Origin of the sequence: Methylobacterium sp. P1-11, from assembly GCF_008329595.1 — a bacterium.
Lineage (GTDB): Bacteria > Pseudomonadota > Alphaproteobacteria > Rhizobiales > Beijerinckiaceae > Methylobacterium.
In genome coordinates this window covers 40,904-57,707 of the sequence record NZ_NPKS01000005.1, presented here as the reverse complement: position 1 = coordinate 57,707, position 16,804 = coordinate 40,904, and the positions used below count along the sequence as shown (strand labels likewise).

Here is a 16,804-nt window from a genome sequence, read left to right as displayed (position 1 = left end):
GGTTCCGCTCCGGCTGGGGAGATGCGATGCCGCGAGTCTGGTTTAGACCGCGTCGCGAAGCGTCCCCATGACCGACAGCACAGAGCCGGCCCTCACACCCGCGGCGACGCTTTCCGCGGCGCCGACCACGTCGATTCCGCGCCTGATCGTCGTGCTGGCCTGCGCGGGCTTCGGCAGCACCTTCGCACTGCGCTCGGTCGAGCCCCTTGTCGGCGTGCTCGCCCGGGATCTTGCGAGCGATGCGCACACGGTGGCGCTCCTCTCTACCGCCTTCGCACTGCCCTACGCTTTCATCCAGCCGGTGCTCGGCCCGATCGGTGATGCGCTCGGCAAGGAGCGGGTGATGAGCACCTGCCTCGCGGTGCTCGCCGTCGCGCTGATCCTGTGCAGCGTCGCGCCGGATATCGGCAGCCTGTTCGGCCTGCGCATGCTGGCAGGCGCGGCAGCCGGCGGCTGCATCCCCCTCTCGCTGGCGCTGCTGGGCGACCGCGTCCCGATGGAGGGCCGCCAAGTGGCGATCGGGCGATTCTTGGTGGCGGTGATCCTCGGCCAGCTCTCGGGCTCGACCTTCGCGGGTCTGATCGAGGCAGCGATCGGCTGGCGCGGCGTCTTCGCGGTCACCGCGGCCGTGGCGGCCTTCGCCTGCGCGGCGACCGTGTTCGGCTTCGATCGGACCGGCCGTCCCGCCGCCCGCCGCCCGGCCTTTGCCGTGGCGGTGACGCGCTACTGGACGATCCTGCGAAACCCGCGGGCGCGGGTGCTGTTCTCGGCAGTGTTCATCGAAGCCATCGCGATCTTCGGCGTGTTCCCGCATCTTGCCCCGCTGATCGAGGCCCGCGGGGAGGGCGGACCGCGCGAGGCCGGACTCGTGCTGGCGGGGTTCGCGGTCGGCGGCTTGGCCTACTCGGCGCTTGTCGGGCTGCTGGTGCGGCTGCTTGGCCTGCCGCGGATGCTGATCGGCGGCGGCCTGATCTGCGGCGCCTCGCTCACCGTGGTCGGGCTCGCCGGATCCTGGCAGGTCGATTGCGCGGCGCTCACCGCCATGGGTCTCGGATTCTACATGCTGCACAACACCTATCAGACCCAGGTGACCGAGGTCGCGCCGACGGCCCGCGCCTCCGCGGTGGCGCTCCACGCCTTCTCGTTCTTCTGCGGGCAGGCGCTCGGCGTCGCGGTGATCGGGCAGGCGCTGCTCCGGTTCGGCCAGCTCGGGGCGCTTCTGGGATGCGCCGTCACCATCCTAGCGCTCGGCATCGCCACCGCCCTTGCCCTACGGCAGAAGCCGGCGCCGGTGGCGTTCCCGGGCTGAGGTCAGACCCGCCGCAACGCCAGTGCCTTGAGGTCGAAGCCCGGATCGGCGGCCTGATCGGGAGTGAGCGGCATCCCGCCGGCGAGCAGGCGCCGGGCGATCATGTGGTCGCCTGCCCGATCGACGGATTCCACAGCGCTCAGGCGCCCCTCGCGGAAGCGGAATACCGAGAAGGCGTCGCCGGAGCCGCGGATCACGCTGGCATCACCGGGGCCCGACAATCCGGCGATCTGCAGCTTATGCGGACCCTGGTCGCTCCAGAACCACGGGAGGGCGCCGTAGGAAGCGGGCTTGCCGGTGAGCCGGGCCGCGAGGCAGCGCCCCTGGTCGATGGCGTTCTGCACGGATTCGATCCGCACCGTTCCGTCCGGCGTCAGCCCGTGAGCGAACGGGGTGGGGAAGCGGGCACAATCGCCGATCGCCGAAATGGCGGCGTCCGGCGTGGACAGGAACGCGTCGACCTCCACGCCGCCCTCGGACGGCAGACCCGCCTCCGCGGCGAGCTCTCGGTTCGGCAGCACGCCGATCCCGACCAGGACGAGATCGGCGGCGAGTTCCCGGCCGTCCGCCAGGGCGACGCCGGCGGCATGGCCGTCGCGCCCGAGGATCGCCGTTACGGTCGCCTCGAAGGCGAAGCGCACGCCCATCGCCTCGTGGGCGCTGCGGAAAAACCGTCCCATTTCGGATGAGATGGCCCGAGCCATCGGCCGCTCGGCTGCCTCGATCACCGTCACCGGGAGGCCGCGCGCCGCCGCCACGGCGGCGAATTCCAGCCCGATGAATCCGGCACCCACGACCACGATCACCCGGGCCGTACCGATCGTCGCCTTCAGCGCATCGGCATCCGCGAGCCCGCGCAACTGCCGCACGCCCTTGAGAGCGGCGCCCGGAACGGGCAGGGGCCGGTTGCGCGCGCCGGTGGCGAGCACGAGGTGGTCGTAGGGAAGACTTGCGCCGTCTGAGAGCTGCAGGCGGCGCGCCGCCCGATCGATCGCGACGGCGCGGAGCCCCGGCCGGTGCGTGATGGCATGCTCGGCGAAGAAGCCGTGCGGGCGCAGGAACAGGCCTTCTTGGTCGGTCTTGCCGGCGAGATAGGCCTTCGACAGAGGAGGACGCTGGTAGGGCAGGACGGTCTCGTCACCGACCAGGGTGATCGGGTCCTTGAAGCCGCCCTCGCGCAGGGAGGCGGCGAGCTGGAAGCCCGCCTGGCCTGCGCCCGCGACGACGATGCCCGCGGCGCTCACGCCTTGGCTCCCGCAAGTGCCAGACCGCTCTGCGCGACTCCTGGCAGGCTGCGGGCGCCCTCCGACATCAGGTAGGACCAGACCGCGGAGGCGGCCGGACCCAGCACTTTGTCGGCGCGCCGGACCGCGTACCAGTCGCGCCGGATCGGCAGACCCTTGACGTTGAGGAGGACGAGGCGGCCGGTTTCCAACTCGGCCGCCACCGAATGCACCGAGAGAAGCGCGATGCCGAGCCCGGCCATCACCGCCTGCTTGATGGTCTCGTTCGAGCCCGTATCGATGTCGAGCGGTGCCCGCTTCACCAGCACCCCGCTCATGAACTCCTCGAACACCATGCGGGTGCCCGAGCCCTCTTCCCGCAGGAAGAACGGCTGATCGGCAAGATCCTCGCGGTTCAGCCCGGTCTTGCCCGCCAGAGGATGGGTCGGCGGGGCGATCAGTACGATCGGGTGCGGCCCGAAGGTCGCGGCCTCGATGGGAAAATCCCGGGGCGGACGGCCCATCAGCGCGAAATCGATCTCGTAGCCGCGGAGCGCCTCCACGGTCTGGCCGCGGTTGCGCACCGAAAGGCTGATCTCGACGCCTGGGTGCTTCTTGACGAAGCCCGCGATCACCTGCGGCGCGAAATATTTCGCGGTCGAGACGACGCCCAGCGCCACGCGCCCGCCCTCAGCGCCGCGCAGGGTGCGCAGGCGGTCGGTGCAGGTCTCAAGCACGGTGTTAATGCTGTCGATCGCCCAGAGCATCTCGCGTCCGGCGTCGGTCGGCTTAAGGCCACCGGGCGTCCGGTCGAACAGCAGCAGCCCGGCCTCCTCCTCCAGCTGACGGATCCGCGCGTAGAGGGCCGCCGAGGTGACGTTCAGTTCCTGCGCCGCCCGGGTCATGGTGCCGAGGCGGGCCACCGCAGCGACCGCCTGGAGCTGCTTGAGGGAGAGGTTGCGCATGGCGGATTTCTCGGCGGAGGTCTCGTTTTTTGCGTCCTATGGCACAAGATCGCACAGAAATCTTGAAGGCCCGGCCGCGGGTTCCTGTCGATCCGGAGACAGAGACCGCTATCCTGGCAGCCAAGCGGCCGCTACAGAGCCGGCGCGCAACGCGCGATCCCGGCGGGCGGGATCCGAGTAGGAGGAGTAGGCCGATGGCAATTTCAGCGGCGATCGGGACCCCCCTCGAGACCTGCCTGGCGCAGGCCGTGGACGCCAGCCCGGCCCTGAAGGATGCCGCCGCGGTGATCGCGGCGGTGGCGCGCTCGGCCGTGGAGATCAGCGAACGGATCGGGCGCGGTGCGCTCGGCGGCGACCTCGCGGCCGCGGGCGAGCACAACAGCGACGGCGACGTGCAGAAGGCCCTCGATGTCATCGCTCACGAGAGCGTGACCGCAGCCCTGCGGAGCGCTCCGGTCGCCGAGGTCGCCTCCGAGGAAGCCGAAGAGGTGATGCGGCTAAACCCGGACGCGCCGCTTGCGGTCGCCATCGACCCGCTCGACGGCTCCTCCAACATCGGCGTGAACATGGCCGTGGGCATGATCTTTGGGATCCGGCCGTCGATCAAGGATCCGGCGAACCCGCTCGCCTCGTTCACGACGCCCGGCTCGGCGCAGATTGCCGCGGGCTTCGTGACGTACGGCCCGGCCACCGCGCTGATCCTGACGCTGGGGGATGGCACCCAATCCTACGTGCTCGACCGCGCCGAGGGTCGGTTCAAGCTGACGAGTCAGGCCATGTCTGTGCCGGCCTCGACCAAGGAATTTGCCATCAACGCCTCGAATGCCCGGCACTGGGACGCCCCTGTGAAGGCCTATATCGAGGATTGCCAGCGCGGCACCGAGGGCCCGCGCGACAAGGACTACAACATGCGCTGGCTGGCCTCCCTGGTGGCCGACATCCAGCGCGTGCTGACCCGCGGCGGCGTGTTCCTCTACCCGGGCGATGCCCGGAAGAACTACGCCCGCGGCCGCCTGCGGCTGCTCTACGAGGTCGCGCCCGTGGCCATGCTGGTTGAGCAGGCGGGCGGGACCGCCACCGACGGTGAGAAGCGGATCCTCGACCTCGTGGCCACCGGCATCCACGAGCGGGCACCGCTGGTCTGCGGCTCGACCGAGGAGGTGGCTTGTGTCGCGACCTACTATGCGGGCGGCAAGCCCGATGCCGGCCGCTCGCCGCTCTTCGGCCAGCGCGGCCTGATGCGGTCCTGAGGCGCAACGCGAAGTCCGGACGGAATGTCGGCGCGGCACCCCATCATCTCGGTGACCGGCTCCTCCGGGGCCGGCACCACGTCGGTGCGCAACACCTTCGAGCAGATCTTCCGCCGCGAGGATGTGCGGGCGGTCTTCATCGAGGGTGATGGCTTCCATGCCTTCGACCGCGACACGATGCGGGCGATGATGGCGAACGAGCCGACGTTGTCCCACTTCGCCCCGCGCGCCAACCTCCTGCCCGAATTGGAGGCGGTATTCCGCAGCTATGCCGAGACCGGGACCGGCCGCACCCGCCACTACGCTCATGACCAGCACGACGCCCAGGCCTACGGCATCCCTGAGGGAAGCTTCTCGGACTGGGAGGCGTTCCCGTCCGATTCCGACCTCCTGTTCTATGAGGGCCTGCACGGCTGCGTGGCCGATCAGGATGTCGACATCGCCCGTTACGCCGACCTGAAGATCGGCGTCGTGCCGGTGATCAACCTCGAATGGATCCAGAAGCTGCACCGGGACCGCTCGTTTCGTGGCTACTCCACCGAGGCGGTGACCGACGTGATCCTGCGGCGCATGCCTGACTACGTGCAGACCATCTGCCCGCAATTCTCGTTCACCGACATCAACTTCCAACGGGTGCCGACGGTCGACACCTCGAACCCGTTCATCGCCCGCTGGATACCCACCGCCGACGAATCGATGGTGGTGATCCGCTTCAAGGACCCGAAGGGGATCGATTTCTCGTACCTCGTCTCCATGATCCATGACAGTTTCATGAGCCGGGCCAATTCCATCGTGATCCCGGGCGGAAAGCTGGATCTCGCCATGCAGCTGATCCTGACACCGATGATCATGCAGCTCGTCGAGCGCCGCCGCCGGCTGGCCTGAGCCAATCCCGAAAGCCTCCCATGCTCGCACCCGTCATCGCCCCGTCGATCTTGTCCGCCGACTTCTCGAAGCTCGCCGAGGAGACCCGCGCCGTCGACGCGGCCGGGGCCGACTGGATCCATCTCGACGTCATGGACGGCCATTTCGTGCCCAACATCACCTTCGGGCCCCCCGTCGTGAAAGCCCTGCGCCCGCACACGCAGAAGTATTTCGACGTGCACCTGATGATCGCGCCGGCCGATCCATACCTGGCGGCCTTCGCGCAGGCGGGGGCCGATGGGATCACGGTCCATGCCGAGGCCGGGCCGCATATCCACCGCTCGCTCCAGACGATCCGCGACCTCGGCAAGCGCGCCGGCGTGGCGATCAACCCGGGCACGCCGGCCGCCATGGTCGAGCCGTTGCTCGACCTCGTGGATCTCGTGCTGATCATGACGGTCAATCCCGGCTTCGGCGGCCAGAGCTTCATCAAGAGTGCGATGGAATCGGTGGCGCGGGTGCGCGCCATGGTTGCGGGTCGGGACATCCGCATCCAGGTGGATGGGGGGATCGACCCTGAGACCGTGAAGGCTGCGAGCCGCGCCGGTGCCGACACCTTCGTGGCCGGCAATGCCGTGTTCAGCGGCGGCCCGGACGCCTACGCAGAGCGCATCGCGGCAATTCGTGAAGGCGCGGAGGGGGCCTCCGGTCGCGACCTGTCGTGCTGAAGGCGCTGATCTTCGACGTCGACGGGACCCTCGCCGAGACGGAGGATCTGCACCGGCAGGCGTTCAACCGCGCCTTCGCGGAACTCGGCCTGCCCTGGCACTGGGACGAGGCGCTCTACGCCAACCTGCTCACTGTGATGGGCGGCAAGGAGCGGCTCGCCCACTACATCGACACGCAACATCCGTACGAGGCCGACGCGCTCCACGCGCTGGCCCCGGAAATCCACGCACGCAAAACCGTCGCATACGGGGCGCAGGTTGCGGAAAGCGGTCTGCCCTTGCGCCCCGGGGTCGCCCGGCTGATTGCCGAGGCCCGGGCGGCCGGACTCCGCATCGCGGTGGCCACCACAACCAGCCGACCGAACGTGGACCGGCTCCTGGCTGCCAATTTCCCGCCGGATGCCGCCCCCTTCGACGTAATCGCGGCGGGCGACGAGGCGAACCGCAAGAAGCCCGCCCCCGACGTGTTCCTCCTGGCCCTCGCCGGCCTGAACGTTGCGGCCTCGGAGGCTGTGGCCTTCGAGGATTCCACCGCCGGCATTAGCTCCGCCCGGGCCGCCGGCCTGCCGGTCCTGGCAACCCGGAGCCGCTACACCGATAGCCATCGTCTCGACGGTGCCTTCTCGGCGGTCTCGGACCTCGGCGAGCCGGGGCGTCCGCATCGGCACCTCGCCGGTCTGGAATGGCCGGGCGGGATCGTGGATCTCGCCGGCCTTCTCCGGTGGCACGACGCCCTGGAAGAGCCGGGCGGCTCGCCGAGACGCGTCGGGCCGCCCTCGACGCGCTCCTGACGGGGCGCCCTTCTTCGATCGCCGTCGCGGAATGATATGCCAAGGCCGTCATCGGCCTGACGGCCATCGCCGATGCGGCAGTCGCAGTCATCGATACCGCGATCGACCGGGCATGCGCCTCCGCGACCGGGTCCTCGTCTCGGCCTCGGACCTGTCCCGTCAGGCCGACCAACTGTCCGACGAGGTCCGGCGCGTCCTCGCCACCGTCCGCTCGGCGCGAGGGGCGCGCCCGGTCTCGAAGGCCGCGCCACCGCGCGACGCATGGACTCCGACCGCCGCCGCCCGTCCCAGCCGGTCAGCGCCGCGCCCGGTCGAGCCGGCGGTCCCGCCGCCCCGCCGCCCGGCCCTGCGCCTCGGTGGCGAACAGCATCGTGCCGGCAACGATGCCGACCGCCGCCGCGATCCCGAACTTGAGCCAGCGCGGGTCGGCCGCCGCGACGTGGCCGGTCGCGCGGGCGTCGAAGCGGCCGTGCGCCCCGGGATCGGTGTCCACCGGGTCGTAGAGGTTGTCGGGGCGGTTCTTCTGCGCCTTCACGTCGGTCATCTCCCCGCGATAGCCGTGCCGGGCGAGGTAGCCGTCGATCCAGCCCGGGATCAGCATGTTTCCGATGATCGCCTTCCAAGCCGAGGCGCCGATCCACAATTCCCGCGGCGCGACGTGGGCCGCCTGGAAGACGTGCCGGGCGATCGCCTCCGGCTGGTAGATCGGCGGAACCGGCTCGAGCTTGCGCGGCAGTCGCGAGCGCGCCCAGTCGAACTGAGGGGTGTTCACAGCCGGCAGCTGCACCATCGTCAGCCGCACCCGGCTGCCATCGTGAAGCAACTCGCTGCGCAGGGAATCGACAAAGCCGCGCACTGCGGCCTTGGCGGCGCAGTAGCTGGCTTGGAGCGGGATCGAGCGGTAGGCGAGCGCTGAGCCAATATGCACGACGGTGCCCCGGTCGCGCGGCACCATATGCCGCAGGGCGGCAAGCGTCCCGTGCACCTGACCGAGATAGGTTACCTCGGTGGCGCGGCGGAACTCCTCCGGGCTCGTCTCCTGCACGGGGGCGTAGATCGTCACCATCGCGTTGTTGACCCAGACATCTATGCCGCCGAACGTCTCGGCCAGGTCATCGGCGGCCTGCGTGACGGCGTCCGCGTCGGCGACGTCGATCGCGAAGGCCAGCGCCCGGCCGCCGACCTGCTCGACGTCGCGGATCGTGCCCCTCAGCCCAGCCTCGCCCCGGGCGATCAGCCCGACATTCCAGCCATGTCGGGCGAATTCATGCGCCACGGCGCGGCCGACACCGGCGCTCGCGCCCGTGACCATGACCGTGCTTCGTCCGTTGCGGCTCGACATCAGGCTTCCAGCTGCGCGTGAAGACCAGCGCCAACGCCCGAAGCCGCCGTTCTTTCCGGGCTCACGAGATTGGGAAGCCGGCGCCGCTATGCCCGCCTGCGCCCGCAGACTGGCGGCGGCTGCGTTGCTTCGTCGGAAGACGGCGGCCTATATACGGCGCGACCTCACAGCCGCGACGGCGGGGTCCCGGACGCCCGCCCGCGCCAACGAACAAAAGTCTGAACCGTCATGGCAGGCCATTCGCAGTTCAAGAACATCATGCACCGGAAGGGCCGGGTGGACGCGGTCCGCTCGAAGGTGTTCGGCAAGCTCGCTCGCGAGATCACCGTGGCGGCCAAGCTCGGCACGCCCGATCCGGCGATGAACCCGCGCCTGCGCGCGGCTATTCTGGCGGCTCGCGCCGAGAATATGCCCAAGGACAATATCGAGCGCGCCATCAAGAAGGCTGCCGGCGCCGACGGCGAGAACTACGAGGACATCCGCTACGAGGGCTACGGCCCCGGCGGCGCCGCGCTGATCGTCGAGGCGCAGACCGACAACCGCAACCGCACCGCCTCGGACGTGCGCTCGGCCTTCACCAAGTCGGGCGGGAGCCTCGCCGAGACCGGGGCCGTGGCGTTCATGTTCGACCGCGTCGGCGTGATCGCCTATCCCGCCTCCGTGGCCGATGCCGACACGATGCTGGAGGCTGCGATCGAGGCCGGCGCCGACGATGTCAGCTCCGGCGAGGACGGGCACGAGGTCGTCTGCGCCCAGGATTCCTATGGCGAGGTCGCCAAGGCCCTCGAGGGGCGCTTCGGCGAGCCGAGCCGCACCGGGCTGATCTGGAAGGCGCAGAACACGATCGACGTCGATGACGAGACCGGTGAGAAGCTCATCCGGCTCGTCGAGGTGATCGAGGACCAGGACGACGTCCAGCATGTCTACGTGAATTTCGCCCTGTCGGATGCACTCGTCGCCAAGCTGCAGGCGTAAGAGGCGGCCTCACAGGCGCGGACCACGCCGGCGGATGCACGCGCGCAATCTCCGGGTCTGTCATCCCGCGCGACAGCGGCCCCGTCGTTCCGGGACGCCGCGGGCGAGCCCGGAATCCGGAACGACGGACAGAGCCGGTTCGGGCATCCGTTGAGGCTCTGGATCACGGGACCCGCTGCGCGGTCCCGGCCTGCCGGGCCAGCCGCCGAGTGATCCCGAAATCTCAGGCGCCGGCGGCCGCGAGTTCGGCGCCGAACCGCTCCTGGGCGTAGCGCTCCACCGAGAAGGTGTCGTCGGGCAGCTGCACCATGAAGCGCTCGGCCACCTCGGTCAGGACGATGTCGGGCTGGACGCGCTCGATATAGGCCCAGTCGAGCGAGGTGCTCCAGATGAAGTGCACCTCGCGGAAGGTTTCCGCCAGCATGATCGTCAGCATGTACGGCATGACGTGCGCGAACGAATCGCCGAACAGCACCAGGCGGCGCGGGTCGTCGGCCTTGGCGTTGCCGTAGACCACGTGCGCGCCGACATGCAGCGTGTGCAGCAGGCCGGCCCTCTCCCGGGCCTCGACGATCGGGCTGCCATAGGTCCGCACCGCGTCCTGCTGCATCAGGACGGTGCGGGAGCGCGCCCGCCGGGGCGGATCGAAGGCGCTCCCCAGATCGCCGTCATGGTCGGTCTCGTAGGACGGCCGTTCGCGCAGATCCTGCCGCGGCGCGGCGCCCAGCGCCCGGCAGATCTCCGCGTAGGCCAGGAAGCAGCCGTCGGAGGACCAATGCGTGTCGGTCCGGCAATAGAGGTCGGCCGTGTCGCGCTGCGCCCGCATCGGCGTCACCAGGTCGATGCAGGTCTGCCGCCAGCGTTTCCGGCGGCGCCAGGCCGCGTACAGCCCGATCGGACCGAGGAGGCGGCCCGGCATGGGCTCGCTGTGGAGGAGCCGGTAGGCCGGCGACGCGCTCGGCCGGATGGTGAGCCCGTCGAGCCGGTGATCGTAGATCATCAGCTTCTCCGGGGCGACGACGTGGCGGTACAGGATACCCTGGGCGCGCAGGCGCCGCTCCCGCGTCGACACGAGGCTGCGCCACTGCCAGATCAGCTCCGTCGTCTCCTCCGGCCGCTCGTACTGGCCGAGCACGTCATTGGTCCCGGTCTTCAGGAACAGCCATCCGTCCTGGCCGACATGGATGTGGTCGGGCGTGCTCGAAGTCATGGCGCACTCGTGAGGCGGGTCGCCCGCTCCAGCCGCCGAGGATGACGGATTCGGCAGCAAGGAGCGGGATGCCGGTGCGGCGGCGGACGGGCAGAGTGCTGCACGCGTCATCCACCGCCCGGCAGGCCCCGTCATGCCCCTCCTCAACGCCCACGCCAAGCCGCATAGTGCCGCCGCCATGAGTACCGTAACAAGGACAGGGTCCGGCGATACCGAGCGCTGGGCGGCCCTCGCCGCCCGCGACGCGCGGGCGGACGGCACGTTCGTGTACGCGGTGCGCACCACCGGGGTGTATTGCCGCCCGAGCTGCGCCTCGCGGGCGGCCCGGCCCGAGAATGTCAGCTTTCACCGGACCTGCGCCGAGGCCGAGGCGGCCGGCTTCCGGCCGTGCCGTCGCTGCCGTCCGGACGAACCCGCCCTCGCCGAGCGTCGGGCCGCGGCGATCGCCCGCGCCTGCCGCCTGATCGAGGCCGCCGAGACGATGCCGTCCCTCGCCGAACTCGCCGGCGCTGCCGGCCTGAGCGCCTACCATTTCCACCGACTGTTCAAGGCTGCCACCGGCGTGACGCCCAAGGCCTACGCGGCCGCCCATCGCGCCGCGCTGGTGGCGCGGCGGCTGCCCGGCGCCGCTTCGGTGACTGAGGTGCTCTACGAGGCCGGCTACGGCGCGGCGAGCCGCTTCTACGCGGGTGGTGCGCCCCGTCTCGGCATGGCGCCCGCCGCCTACCGGACGGGCGGCGCAGGCCTGCGCATCCGGTTCGGCATCGGTGCCTGCACCCTGGGTGCGATCCTGGTCGCCGCCACCGATGCGGGCGTCTGCGCGATCCTGCTCGGGGACGCGCCCGAGCCGCTCTTGCGCGATCTCGAGGACCGCTTTCCCGCCGCGGCGATCGAGGGGGGCGACCCGGCCTTCGAGGCCTGGATGGCGCAAGTCATCGGTCTCGTGGAGGCGCCCGGGAGCGGCCTCTCTCTGCCGCTCGACATCCGCGGCACGGCCTTCCAGCAGCGGGTCTGGGAAGCGCTGCGGAAGATCCCGGTCGGATCGACGGCGACCTACGCGGAGATCGCCCGCGCCATCGGCCTGCCGACGGCGACCCGTGCGGTCGCCCAGGCCTGCGGGGCGAATCCGGTCGCGGTGGCGATCCCGTGCCACCGAGTCGTACGCTCGGACGGCGCCCTGTCGGGCTATCGCTGGGGCGTCGCGCGCAAGCGGGCGCTGCTCGACCGGGAGGCCGAGGGCTGAGGCCCGCCAGCGCGCGCTGCGGCGCGCTCGCGCGGACGGTGGTCCGTCTAGCGCCGTCCTCCGCCCGGGCCGCCCAAGCCACCTCCGCCCAAGCCACCTCCGCCCAAGCCACCTCCGCCGAAACCACCTCCGCCGAAGCCGCCGCCACCGGGACCGCCCGGGCCCGGGCCAGGGCCGCCGCTCGGACCGCCGAAGCCCCCGGGTCCGACCGGGAATGCCCCAGGCCCTGTGGGCGGGGCACCGCCGAAGCCGCCGCGGGGCGCGCCGAATCCGCCCGGCCCTTCCGTGCCGGGAAAGACCGCGCCCCCGGGGCGGGTGTCGATCGCCGGACTACGCGGCGCCCCGATGCCGCCCGGGCCGCCCTGCCGGCCGCCGGGCTCGGGGCCGAACCGGCCGGGCAGCTCGTCGGGCAGGTTGCGCAGATCCAGCCGATCGCGCTCCCGCTCGAACCGTGGGGGATCCGGTTGCGGTGCGTCGGGCGCGATGCGCTTCTCGATGCGCAGCCGCTCCACCGTGAGGTCGCCGTCCCGCGCGATCGCCGCGGTCAGCACCGCCCGCACGCTCCCGGCGCGTGGAACCTGCGCGCCCGCACGGCCCGCCACGGCGTAGCCCGCGCCGACATCGAGTCCGGAGCCGGTCCGGCCGATATAGGCCTCGATCGAGACCTGCTTCAGGCCCGGCGGGAACGGCAGGCCCACCTTCGCGGCGTTGGTCACGGTGAGGACGTCGTTCGCCGCCGAGCCCGTCACCAGGGCGCGCTTGCCCGCTGGCAGGGCATCCGCCCCCGTGAGACGCAGGCCGCCGATCCTCGGCCCGTCCGGACCGCGCCGCACCGGTCCGGCGACGCGGTCCGGCCCAGCCTCCCGCGGCTCGATCAGGCTGGCCACGATCACGCCGTCCGGCCGGCGCAGCCCGCTCACCGCGACCCGCACCCCCGGCTTCCAGACGCCCTCGAGACCCGCGGTCGAGACCCGCTGCCCGAGCACAACCAGCCGCCCCGGCGCGACGGATTCCACGGGCCCGACCACCTCGCTGGTCACGTCGATCCGCCGCGTGGCGAGGCCGGCCCCCTCGGGCCGCGCGACCACGTGGACCACCTGACCGATCTTGAGGTCGGCGGCCTTCGCGGGGGCGCCGTCAATGCGCACCTCCACCTCGGGCGGGTAGGCGATGCGCAGGTCGTTGACGATGATCGAGCCGAAGCGGCGGATCGTGCCGATCACGCCGGTCCCGCCGATGCCGCGGTCGCCCTCGCCGAGTGACCCGTCGCGGGGGTCGTCGGTCCGCATCATGCCGGTGCCGCCGATGCCCTGATCGCGCGGCGCGTCCTGCGAGCGGACGGCGCTCGGCAGCAGGGTCGCGGCCCCCGCGAGCAGGCGCAGGACGAACCGGCGGTTGGGCAAGGCGCGCACCGGCCGGCCTCTCAACGCTCGTCCGCGGGCTGCGCCGATGGCGCCGCTTCCGTGTAGATGTAGAGGCCGAAATTCCAGCGATGCGTGCCGCCGGGATCAGTCTGGCAGGCGGCGTGCGCTTCCCGGTTGGCCTGCTGCAGGGCCTCCATGGCGATCTCGCGGGCGCGCGCCTCGAGCTTGGTCGCGAGGTCCTTCGACAGTCCATCGTAATGGACCGCCCGCTCCAGGAAGCGCGGCGCATCGCCGACGATATTGGCGACGGCCGCCGCGATGTGGTCGTGCAGGTTGCGGCCGAAATAGTAGAGCTGCGGCCCCTCGGCCCCGTCGCCGCGGGGCACGTAGGCGGCCTCCGCCAGCACGATCCGGTCGTGTGGGTCGGTGAAGGCCAGCCCCCGGTCGAGCCACTCGTCGAGGACGGCGCGGGGCCGCAGATCCCGGGTCACGCCCGCGACCAGGGATTCGAACGAGGGCGCGCTGCCCTCCGCGGTGCGCGGCAGCTTCAGGGGCTGGCCCTGCGGATCGGTGAAGGCCGGGTCGGCGATCCAGCGGGCGATGATCCGGCTGGTGCGCGAGACGACGGCCGGAACGGCGCTGACAGGGGCGCCCGCGCCGCGCAGGCGCCGGACCTCCTTGCGGTGGATGCCGGTGAGCAGGGAGACGCGGCTATCCGTCTGCTCCTTGCCGGTCAGGGCGAAATCGTACTCGGCGACGTTCACGTAGAGCTCGCGCAGGAGGTCCGTAAGCGCGGGAAACGTGATGCCGCGTGCCACGAGCAGGCGGACGAGCGGGCGCAGCAGCCGCGCCAGAGGCGCGTGCAGGCTGGCGCCCTCCCGCGGTGTATCGGCGGTTTCGGACATGGCCTCATCGTGCCGCCTTGTGCCGTGGGATACAATCCCACCGCGCGCGACGGCACACACCGAAGCGCGCTTTCCGCGTTGACGTGGGATTTTTGCACACGTAGACCGAATTCGTGGTCAAATTTCCCACGCGAAGCGAGGAGCAGGGGTCATGAATGTCCGAGCACGCCCTCTGATCGCGGTGACCCTGCCGCCAATGACGACGACCACCGCCCGCGAACACCATCCGCAACGGGCTGTCTCTCTTCCGCGGCTCCGGCGCCTGATCGGCGTCATCGCCGCGCTCACGCTGCCCGTCCTCGGTGTCGCTGGTGCGGACACGGTCCACCGCGCCCTCGCACCGAAGACGACGCAGGCCGCCGCTCCCGCCAACCCCTCTGGCGGGGCGGCGGTACCCACGGGTACCGCCACGCCCAGGCGCGCCCATCGAACCATGCGGACAGCGGCGCGGATGGCCGCCAGCCGGGACATGCGGTCATGATGGTCCTGTCCGACTTCGGCAGCCGGCGTCCGGCTCCGACCTGCGGCGGAGCGGCCGTCCTCGACCTCGCGCTCTGCCTGATCCTGGCCGTGACCGTCGTCGGCCTGCTCCTCCTGGCCCTCTGATCCTTGCGGCTTCGCCGCCCTCCACAAAGAGACATCCATGACGCGATCATTCCACGCAGCCCTCGCGGGTGCCGCGGCCGGCTGCTTCGCGCTCGCCGCCGAGGCGGCGGATCTGCCCCGCCGCGCGCCGCCGCCGCCGCTCCCGTCGCTACCGGTCTTCACCTGGACCGGCTTCTATGCCGGCGTGAATGCCGGATATGCGTTCCCCACCGCGAGCGGCGGGTTCACCGACCCGACCTACGGCGCCGTCACGGGCGGCGGCCGGTCCGGCGGCTTCGCCGGCGGCGGGCAGATCGGCTACAATTATCAGGTCACACCGGGCGCCGGCGTCGTGGTCGGCTTCGAGACCGACATCCAGGGTACGGCCGTTGCCAAGGCGGATGCCGCCTATCTCGGCACCGCGCCGTATTACAGCGTCCGGCCGACCCTCGACTATTTCGGGACGGTCCGCGCGCGAGTCGGCTACGCGTTCGACCGCGTCCTCGTCTACGGCACCGGCGGCCTCGCCTATGGCGGCGGCTCGCGTTCGACCTATGCGGGATCCTACCCCTCCACCCTGCCGTCCACCGACCGGACCGGTTACGCGGCCGGCGGCGGCATCGAGTACGCATTCACCGAGAAGCTCTCCGCGAAGGTGGAGGCCCTCTACCTCCATCTGGGCCGCGGATCGGTCGCCTCCACCTACTACAACGCCAGTGTTCCGGCCTATTATGGTGCCGGCAAACAGGATTCCGGTTTCACGCTGGTTCGTGCCGGTTTGAATTACCGATTTTGAACAATACTCATGAATAGATAGCTTGACGGAGTGGGCGGGCTGGGTCGCAATGCGGGGCGTTCGGCTTCGCGAATCTGTCGGCCGCGCGAACCTGATTACGGCCGGTGAGAGTCGGAGAGTCCGAATACCGCGCGGATGCCGCCACGCGGGATCAGGGTTTCTCTCCGACAGGATCGGCCGTGCGCATTCCCAGCCCGACCTCCCTCCCGACAGCCTTGCTCGCCTTCGGGCTCGCGGCCTGTGCCGTCCCGGTGCGGGCCCAGGAGATCGTCCCGCCCGGGCCGACCGGGCGCGGCGCCATCCTGATCTACGGAAATTTCTGCGGTCCCGGCAGTCGCGGCCCCGGATACCCGCCCATCGACGCGCTGGACCGCGCCTGCGCGCATCACGATGCCTGCTCGCCGGAGCCGGCTTCGGGCCTGTTGCCGACCTGCGCCTGCAACGGCCGCCTCCGGGTCGAGGCGGGGCTGGTCGCCCACGATCCGCGCGCATCGGACCAGACCCGCCAGACGGCGCAGTTCATCTCGGATTTCGCCGCGGCGCTGCCCTGTCAGTAGGCCGCGCCGCGCGTTCGATCAGGCGGCGTCGGCCGGGTTGGCGGCCGGCTTCGGGCCGCCCTTGGCGACCCCCACGAGGGCCGGGCGCAGAACGCGCTCCCCGATGACGTAGCCCGCCTGCACGACCTGCACGACGGTGCCGGCGGGAACCTCCGCGTTCGGCACCTCGAACATCGCCTGATGGCGATTCGGGTCGAACTTCTGGCCCTGGGGCTCGACGATCTTCACGCCGTGGCGCTCGAGGGTCTTGGCGAGGTCGCGCTCGGTGAGCTCGATCCCGTCGATCAAGCCCTTCAAGGCGCCGTCGGCCGTGGCCTTCGCGTCGGCCGGGACGCTGTCGAGGGCACGACGGATGTTGTCGGCGACGTTGAGCACGTCCCGCGCGAAATTGGTCACCGCGTAGGCGCGCGCGTCGGCGACCTCGCGCTCCGTCCGCCGGCGCAGATTCTCCATCTCGGCGAGGGTGCGCAGCGTCCGGTCCTTGAGTTCGTCGCGCTCGGCCGTGAGCAGGGCCAGGGCCTCCGCGACCGGATCGACGGAGGCCGACCCGGTGCCCTGACCCGCGGGCGCGGGATCCTGGGCCGCGCCGGCACCGGCTTCGACCGTGGTCTGGCGCTGGTCATCCTGGGTCATGTCGTTGCTCGTCATCACGTTTCAGTCGTGGGCGGGATGGGATGGGGTAGGATCGGAATCGGCG

Annotated in this window: 17 protein-coding genes; 10 read left to right on the top strand and 7 right to left on the bottom strand. The window is 70.9% G+C overall.

The window, feature by feature from the left end; translation table 11 throughout:
• Positions 1-67: 67 nt before the first annotated feature.
• Complete coding sequence (locus CIW48_RS06865; RefSeq protein WP_173009203.1) at positions 68-1,309, top strand: MFS transporter; 1,242 nt, start codon at positions 68-70, stop codon at positions 1,307-1,309.
• A 2-nt stretch (positions 1,310-1,311) separates the two neighbouring features.
• On the opposite strand, the gene CIW48_RS06860 is transcribed toward CIW48_RS06865, so the two are convergent.
• Together CIW48_RS06860 and CIW48_RS06855 are read right to left on the bottom strand one after the other, a co-directional pair.
• On the bottom strand, positions 1,312-2,553 hold the full coding sequence (locus tag CIW48_RS06860; RefSeq protein ID WP_149310146.1) for an FAD-dependent oxidoreductase: 1,242 nt from the start codon (positions 2,551-2,553) through the stop codon (positions 1,312-1,314).
• Positions 2,550-3,497: a LysR family transcriptional regulator gene (locus CIW48_RS06855; RefSeq protein ID WP_091778472.1), complete on the bottom strand. Its 948-nt coding sequence runs from the start codon at positions 3,495-3,497 to the stop codon at positions 2,550-2,552. The genes CIW48_RS06860 and CIW48_RS06855 overlap by 4 nt, the downstream gene beginning before the upstream one ends.
• Positions 3,498-3,691: 194 nt before the next feature.
• Here CIW48_RS06855 and CIW48_RS06850 point away from each other — a divergent pair, with 194 nt between their 5' ends.
• The 4 genes from CIW48_RS06850 to CIW48_RS06835 are packed head-to-tail and all read left to right on the top strand — an operon-like array spanning position 3,692 to position 7,130.
• Positions 3,692-4,747, top strand: coding sequence for a class 1 fructose-bisphosphatase (locus CIW48_RS06850; RefSeq protein WP_149310145.1), 1,056 nt, complete (start codon positions 3,692-3,694; stop codon positions 4,745-4,747).
• A 24-nt stretch (positions 4,748-4,771) separates the two neighbouring features.
• The gene (locus tag CIW48_RS06845) at positions 4,772-5,632 is read left to right on the top strand and encodes a phosphoribulokinase (protein WP_149310144.1); all 861 of its coding nucleotides are present in this window, start codon (positions 4,772-4,774) and stop codon (positions 5,630-5,632) included.
• A 20-nt stretch (positions 5,633-5,652) separates the two neighbouring features.
• Positions 5,653-6,339 (top strand): ribulose-phosphate 3-epimerase, encoded by a 687-nt coding sequence (gene rpe, locus CIW48_RS06840; RefSeq protein ID WP_149310143.1) that lies wholly within the window; start codon positions 5,653-5,655, stop codon positions 6,337-6,339.
• Entirely contained in the window at positions 6,333-7,130 is a 798-nt protein-coding gene (locus tag CIW48_RS06835; protein WP_149310142.1) for an HAD-IA family hydrolase, read from the top strand. Before rpe ends, CIW48_RS06835 begins: the two co-directional genes overlap by 7 nt.
• 295 nt (positions 7,131-7,425) lie before the next feature.
• On the opposite strand, the gene CIW48_RS06830 is transcribed toward CIW48_RS06835, so the two are convergent.
• Positions 7,426-8,472 (bottom strand): SDR family oxidoreductase, encoded by a 1,047-nt coding sequence (locus CIW48_RS06830; RefSeq protein WP_149310141.1) that lies wholly within the window; start codon positions 8,470-8,472, stop codon positions 7,426-7,428.
• Between the two features lie 228 nt (positions 8,473-8,700).
• Between CIW48_RS06830 and CIW48_RS06825 the strand changes: the two genes are divergently transcribed.
• Positions 8,701-9,447 (top strand): YebC/PmpR family DNA-binding transcriptional regulator, encoded by a 747-nt coding sequence (locus tag CIW48_RS06825; protein WP_091778484.1) that lies wholly within the window; start codon positions 8,701-8,703, stop codon positions 9,445-9,447.
• Between the two features lie 223 nt (positions 9,448-9,670).
• Here CIW48_RS06825 and CIW48_RS06820 read toward each other — a convergent pair whose 3' ends face one another.
• Positions 9,671-10,657, bottom strand: coding sequence for a hypothetical protein (locus tag CIW48_RS06820; RefSeq protein WP_149310140.1), 987 nt, complete (start codon positions 10,655-10,657; stop codon positions 9,671-9,673).
• A 178-nt stretch (positions 10,658-10,835) separates the two neighbouring features.
• Between CIW48_RS06820 and ada the strand changes: the two genes are divergently transcribed.
• Positions 10,836-11,900, top strand: a complete 1,065-nt coding sequence (gene ada, locus CIW48_RS06815) for a bifunctional DNA-binding transcriptional regulator/O6-methylguanine-DNA methyltransferase Ada (protein ID WP_173009207.1) — start codon at positions 10,836-10,838, stop codon at positions 11,898-11,900.
• 47 nt (positions 11,901-11,947) lie between these two features.
• Here the strand turns inward: ada and CIW48_RS06810 are convergent, their stop codons facing one another.
• Entirely contained in the window at positions 11,948-13,312 is a 1,365-nt protein-coding gene (locus CIW48_RS06810; protein ID WP_149310138.1) for a DUF5666 domain-containing protein, read from the bottom strand.
• An 11-nt stretch (positions 13,313-13,323) separates the two neighbouring features.
• A complete protein-coding gene (locus CIW48_RS06805) occupies positions 13,324-14,169 on the bottom strand; it encodes a DUF6502 family protein (RefSeq protein WP_149310137.1) in 846 nt (281 codons plus the stop codon).
• A 477-nt stretch (positions 14,170-14,646) separates the two neighbouring features.
• On the opposite strand from CIW48_RS06805, the gene CIW48_RS34470 reads away from it, so the two are divergent.
• From CIW48_RS34470 to CIW48_RS06790, 3 genes are all read left to right on the top strand, one after another.
• Positions 14,647-14,775 (top strand): hypothetical protein, encoded by a 129-nt coding sequence (locus tag CIW48_RS34470; protein WP_280141039.1) that lies wholly within the window; start codon positions 14,647-14,649, stop codon positions 14,773-14,775.
• A 37-nt stretch (positions 14,776-14,812) separates the two neighbouring features.
• Entirely contained in the window at positions 14,813-15,550 is a 738-nt protein-coding gene (locus CIW48_RS06795; RefSeq protein ID WP_149310136.1) for an outer membrane beta-barrel protein, read from the top strand.
• 179 nt (positions 15,551-15,729) lie between these two features.
• Entirely contained in the window at positions 15,730-16,107 is a 378-nt protein-coding gene (locus tag CIW48_RS06790) for a hypothetical protein (protein WP_149310135.1), read from the top strand.
• Between the two features lie 18 nt (positions 16,108-16,125).
• Here CIW48_RS06790 and grpE read toward each other — a convergent pair whose 3' ends face one another.
• The gene (grpE, locus tag CIW48_RS06785) at positions 16,126-16,740 is read right to left on the bottom strand and encodes a nucleotide exchange factor GrpE (RefSeq protein ID WP_091778554.1); all 615 of its coding nucleotides are present in this window, start codon (positions 16,738-16,740) and stop codon (positions 16,126-16,128) included.
• Between the last annotated feature and the right edge of the window lie 64 nt (positions 16,741-16,804).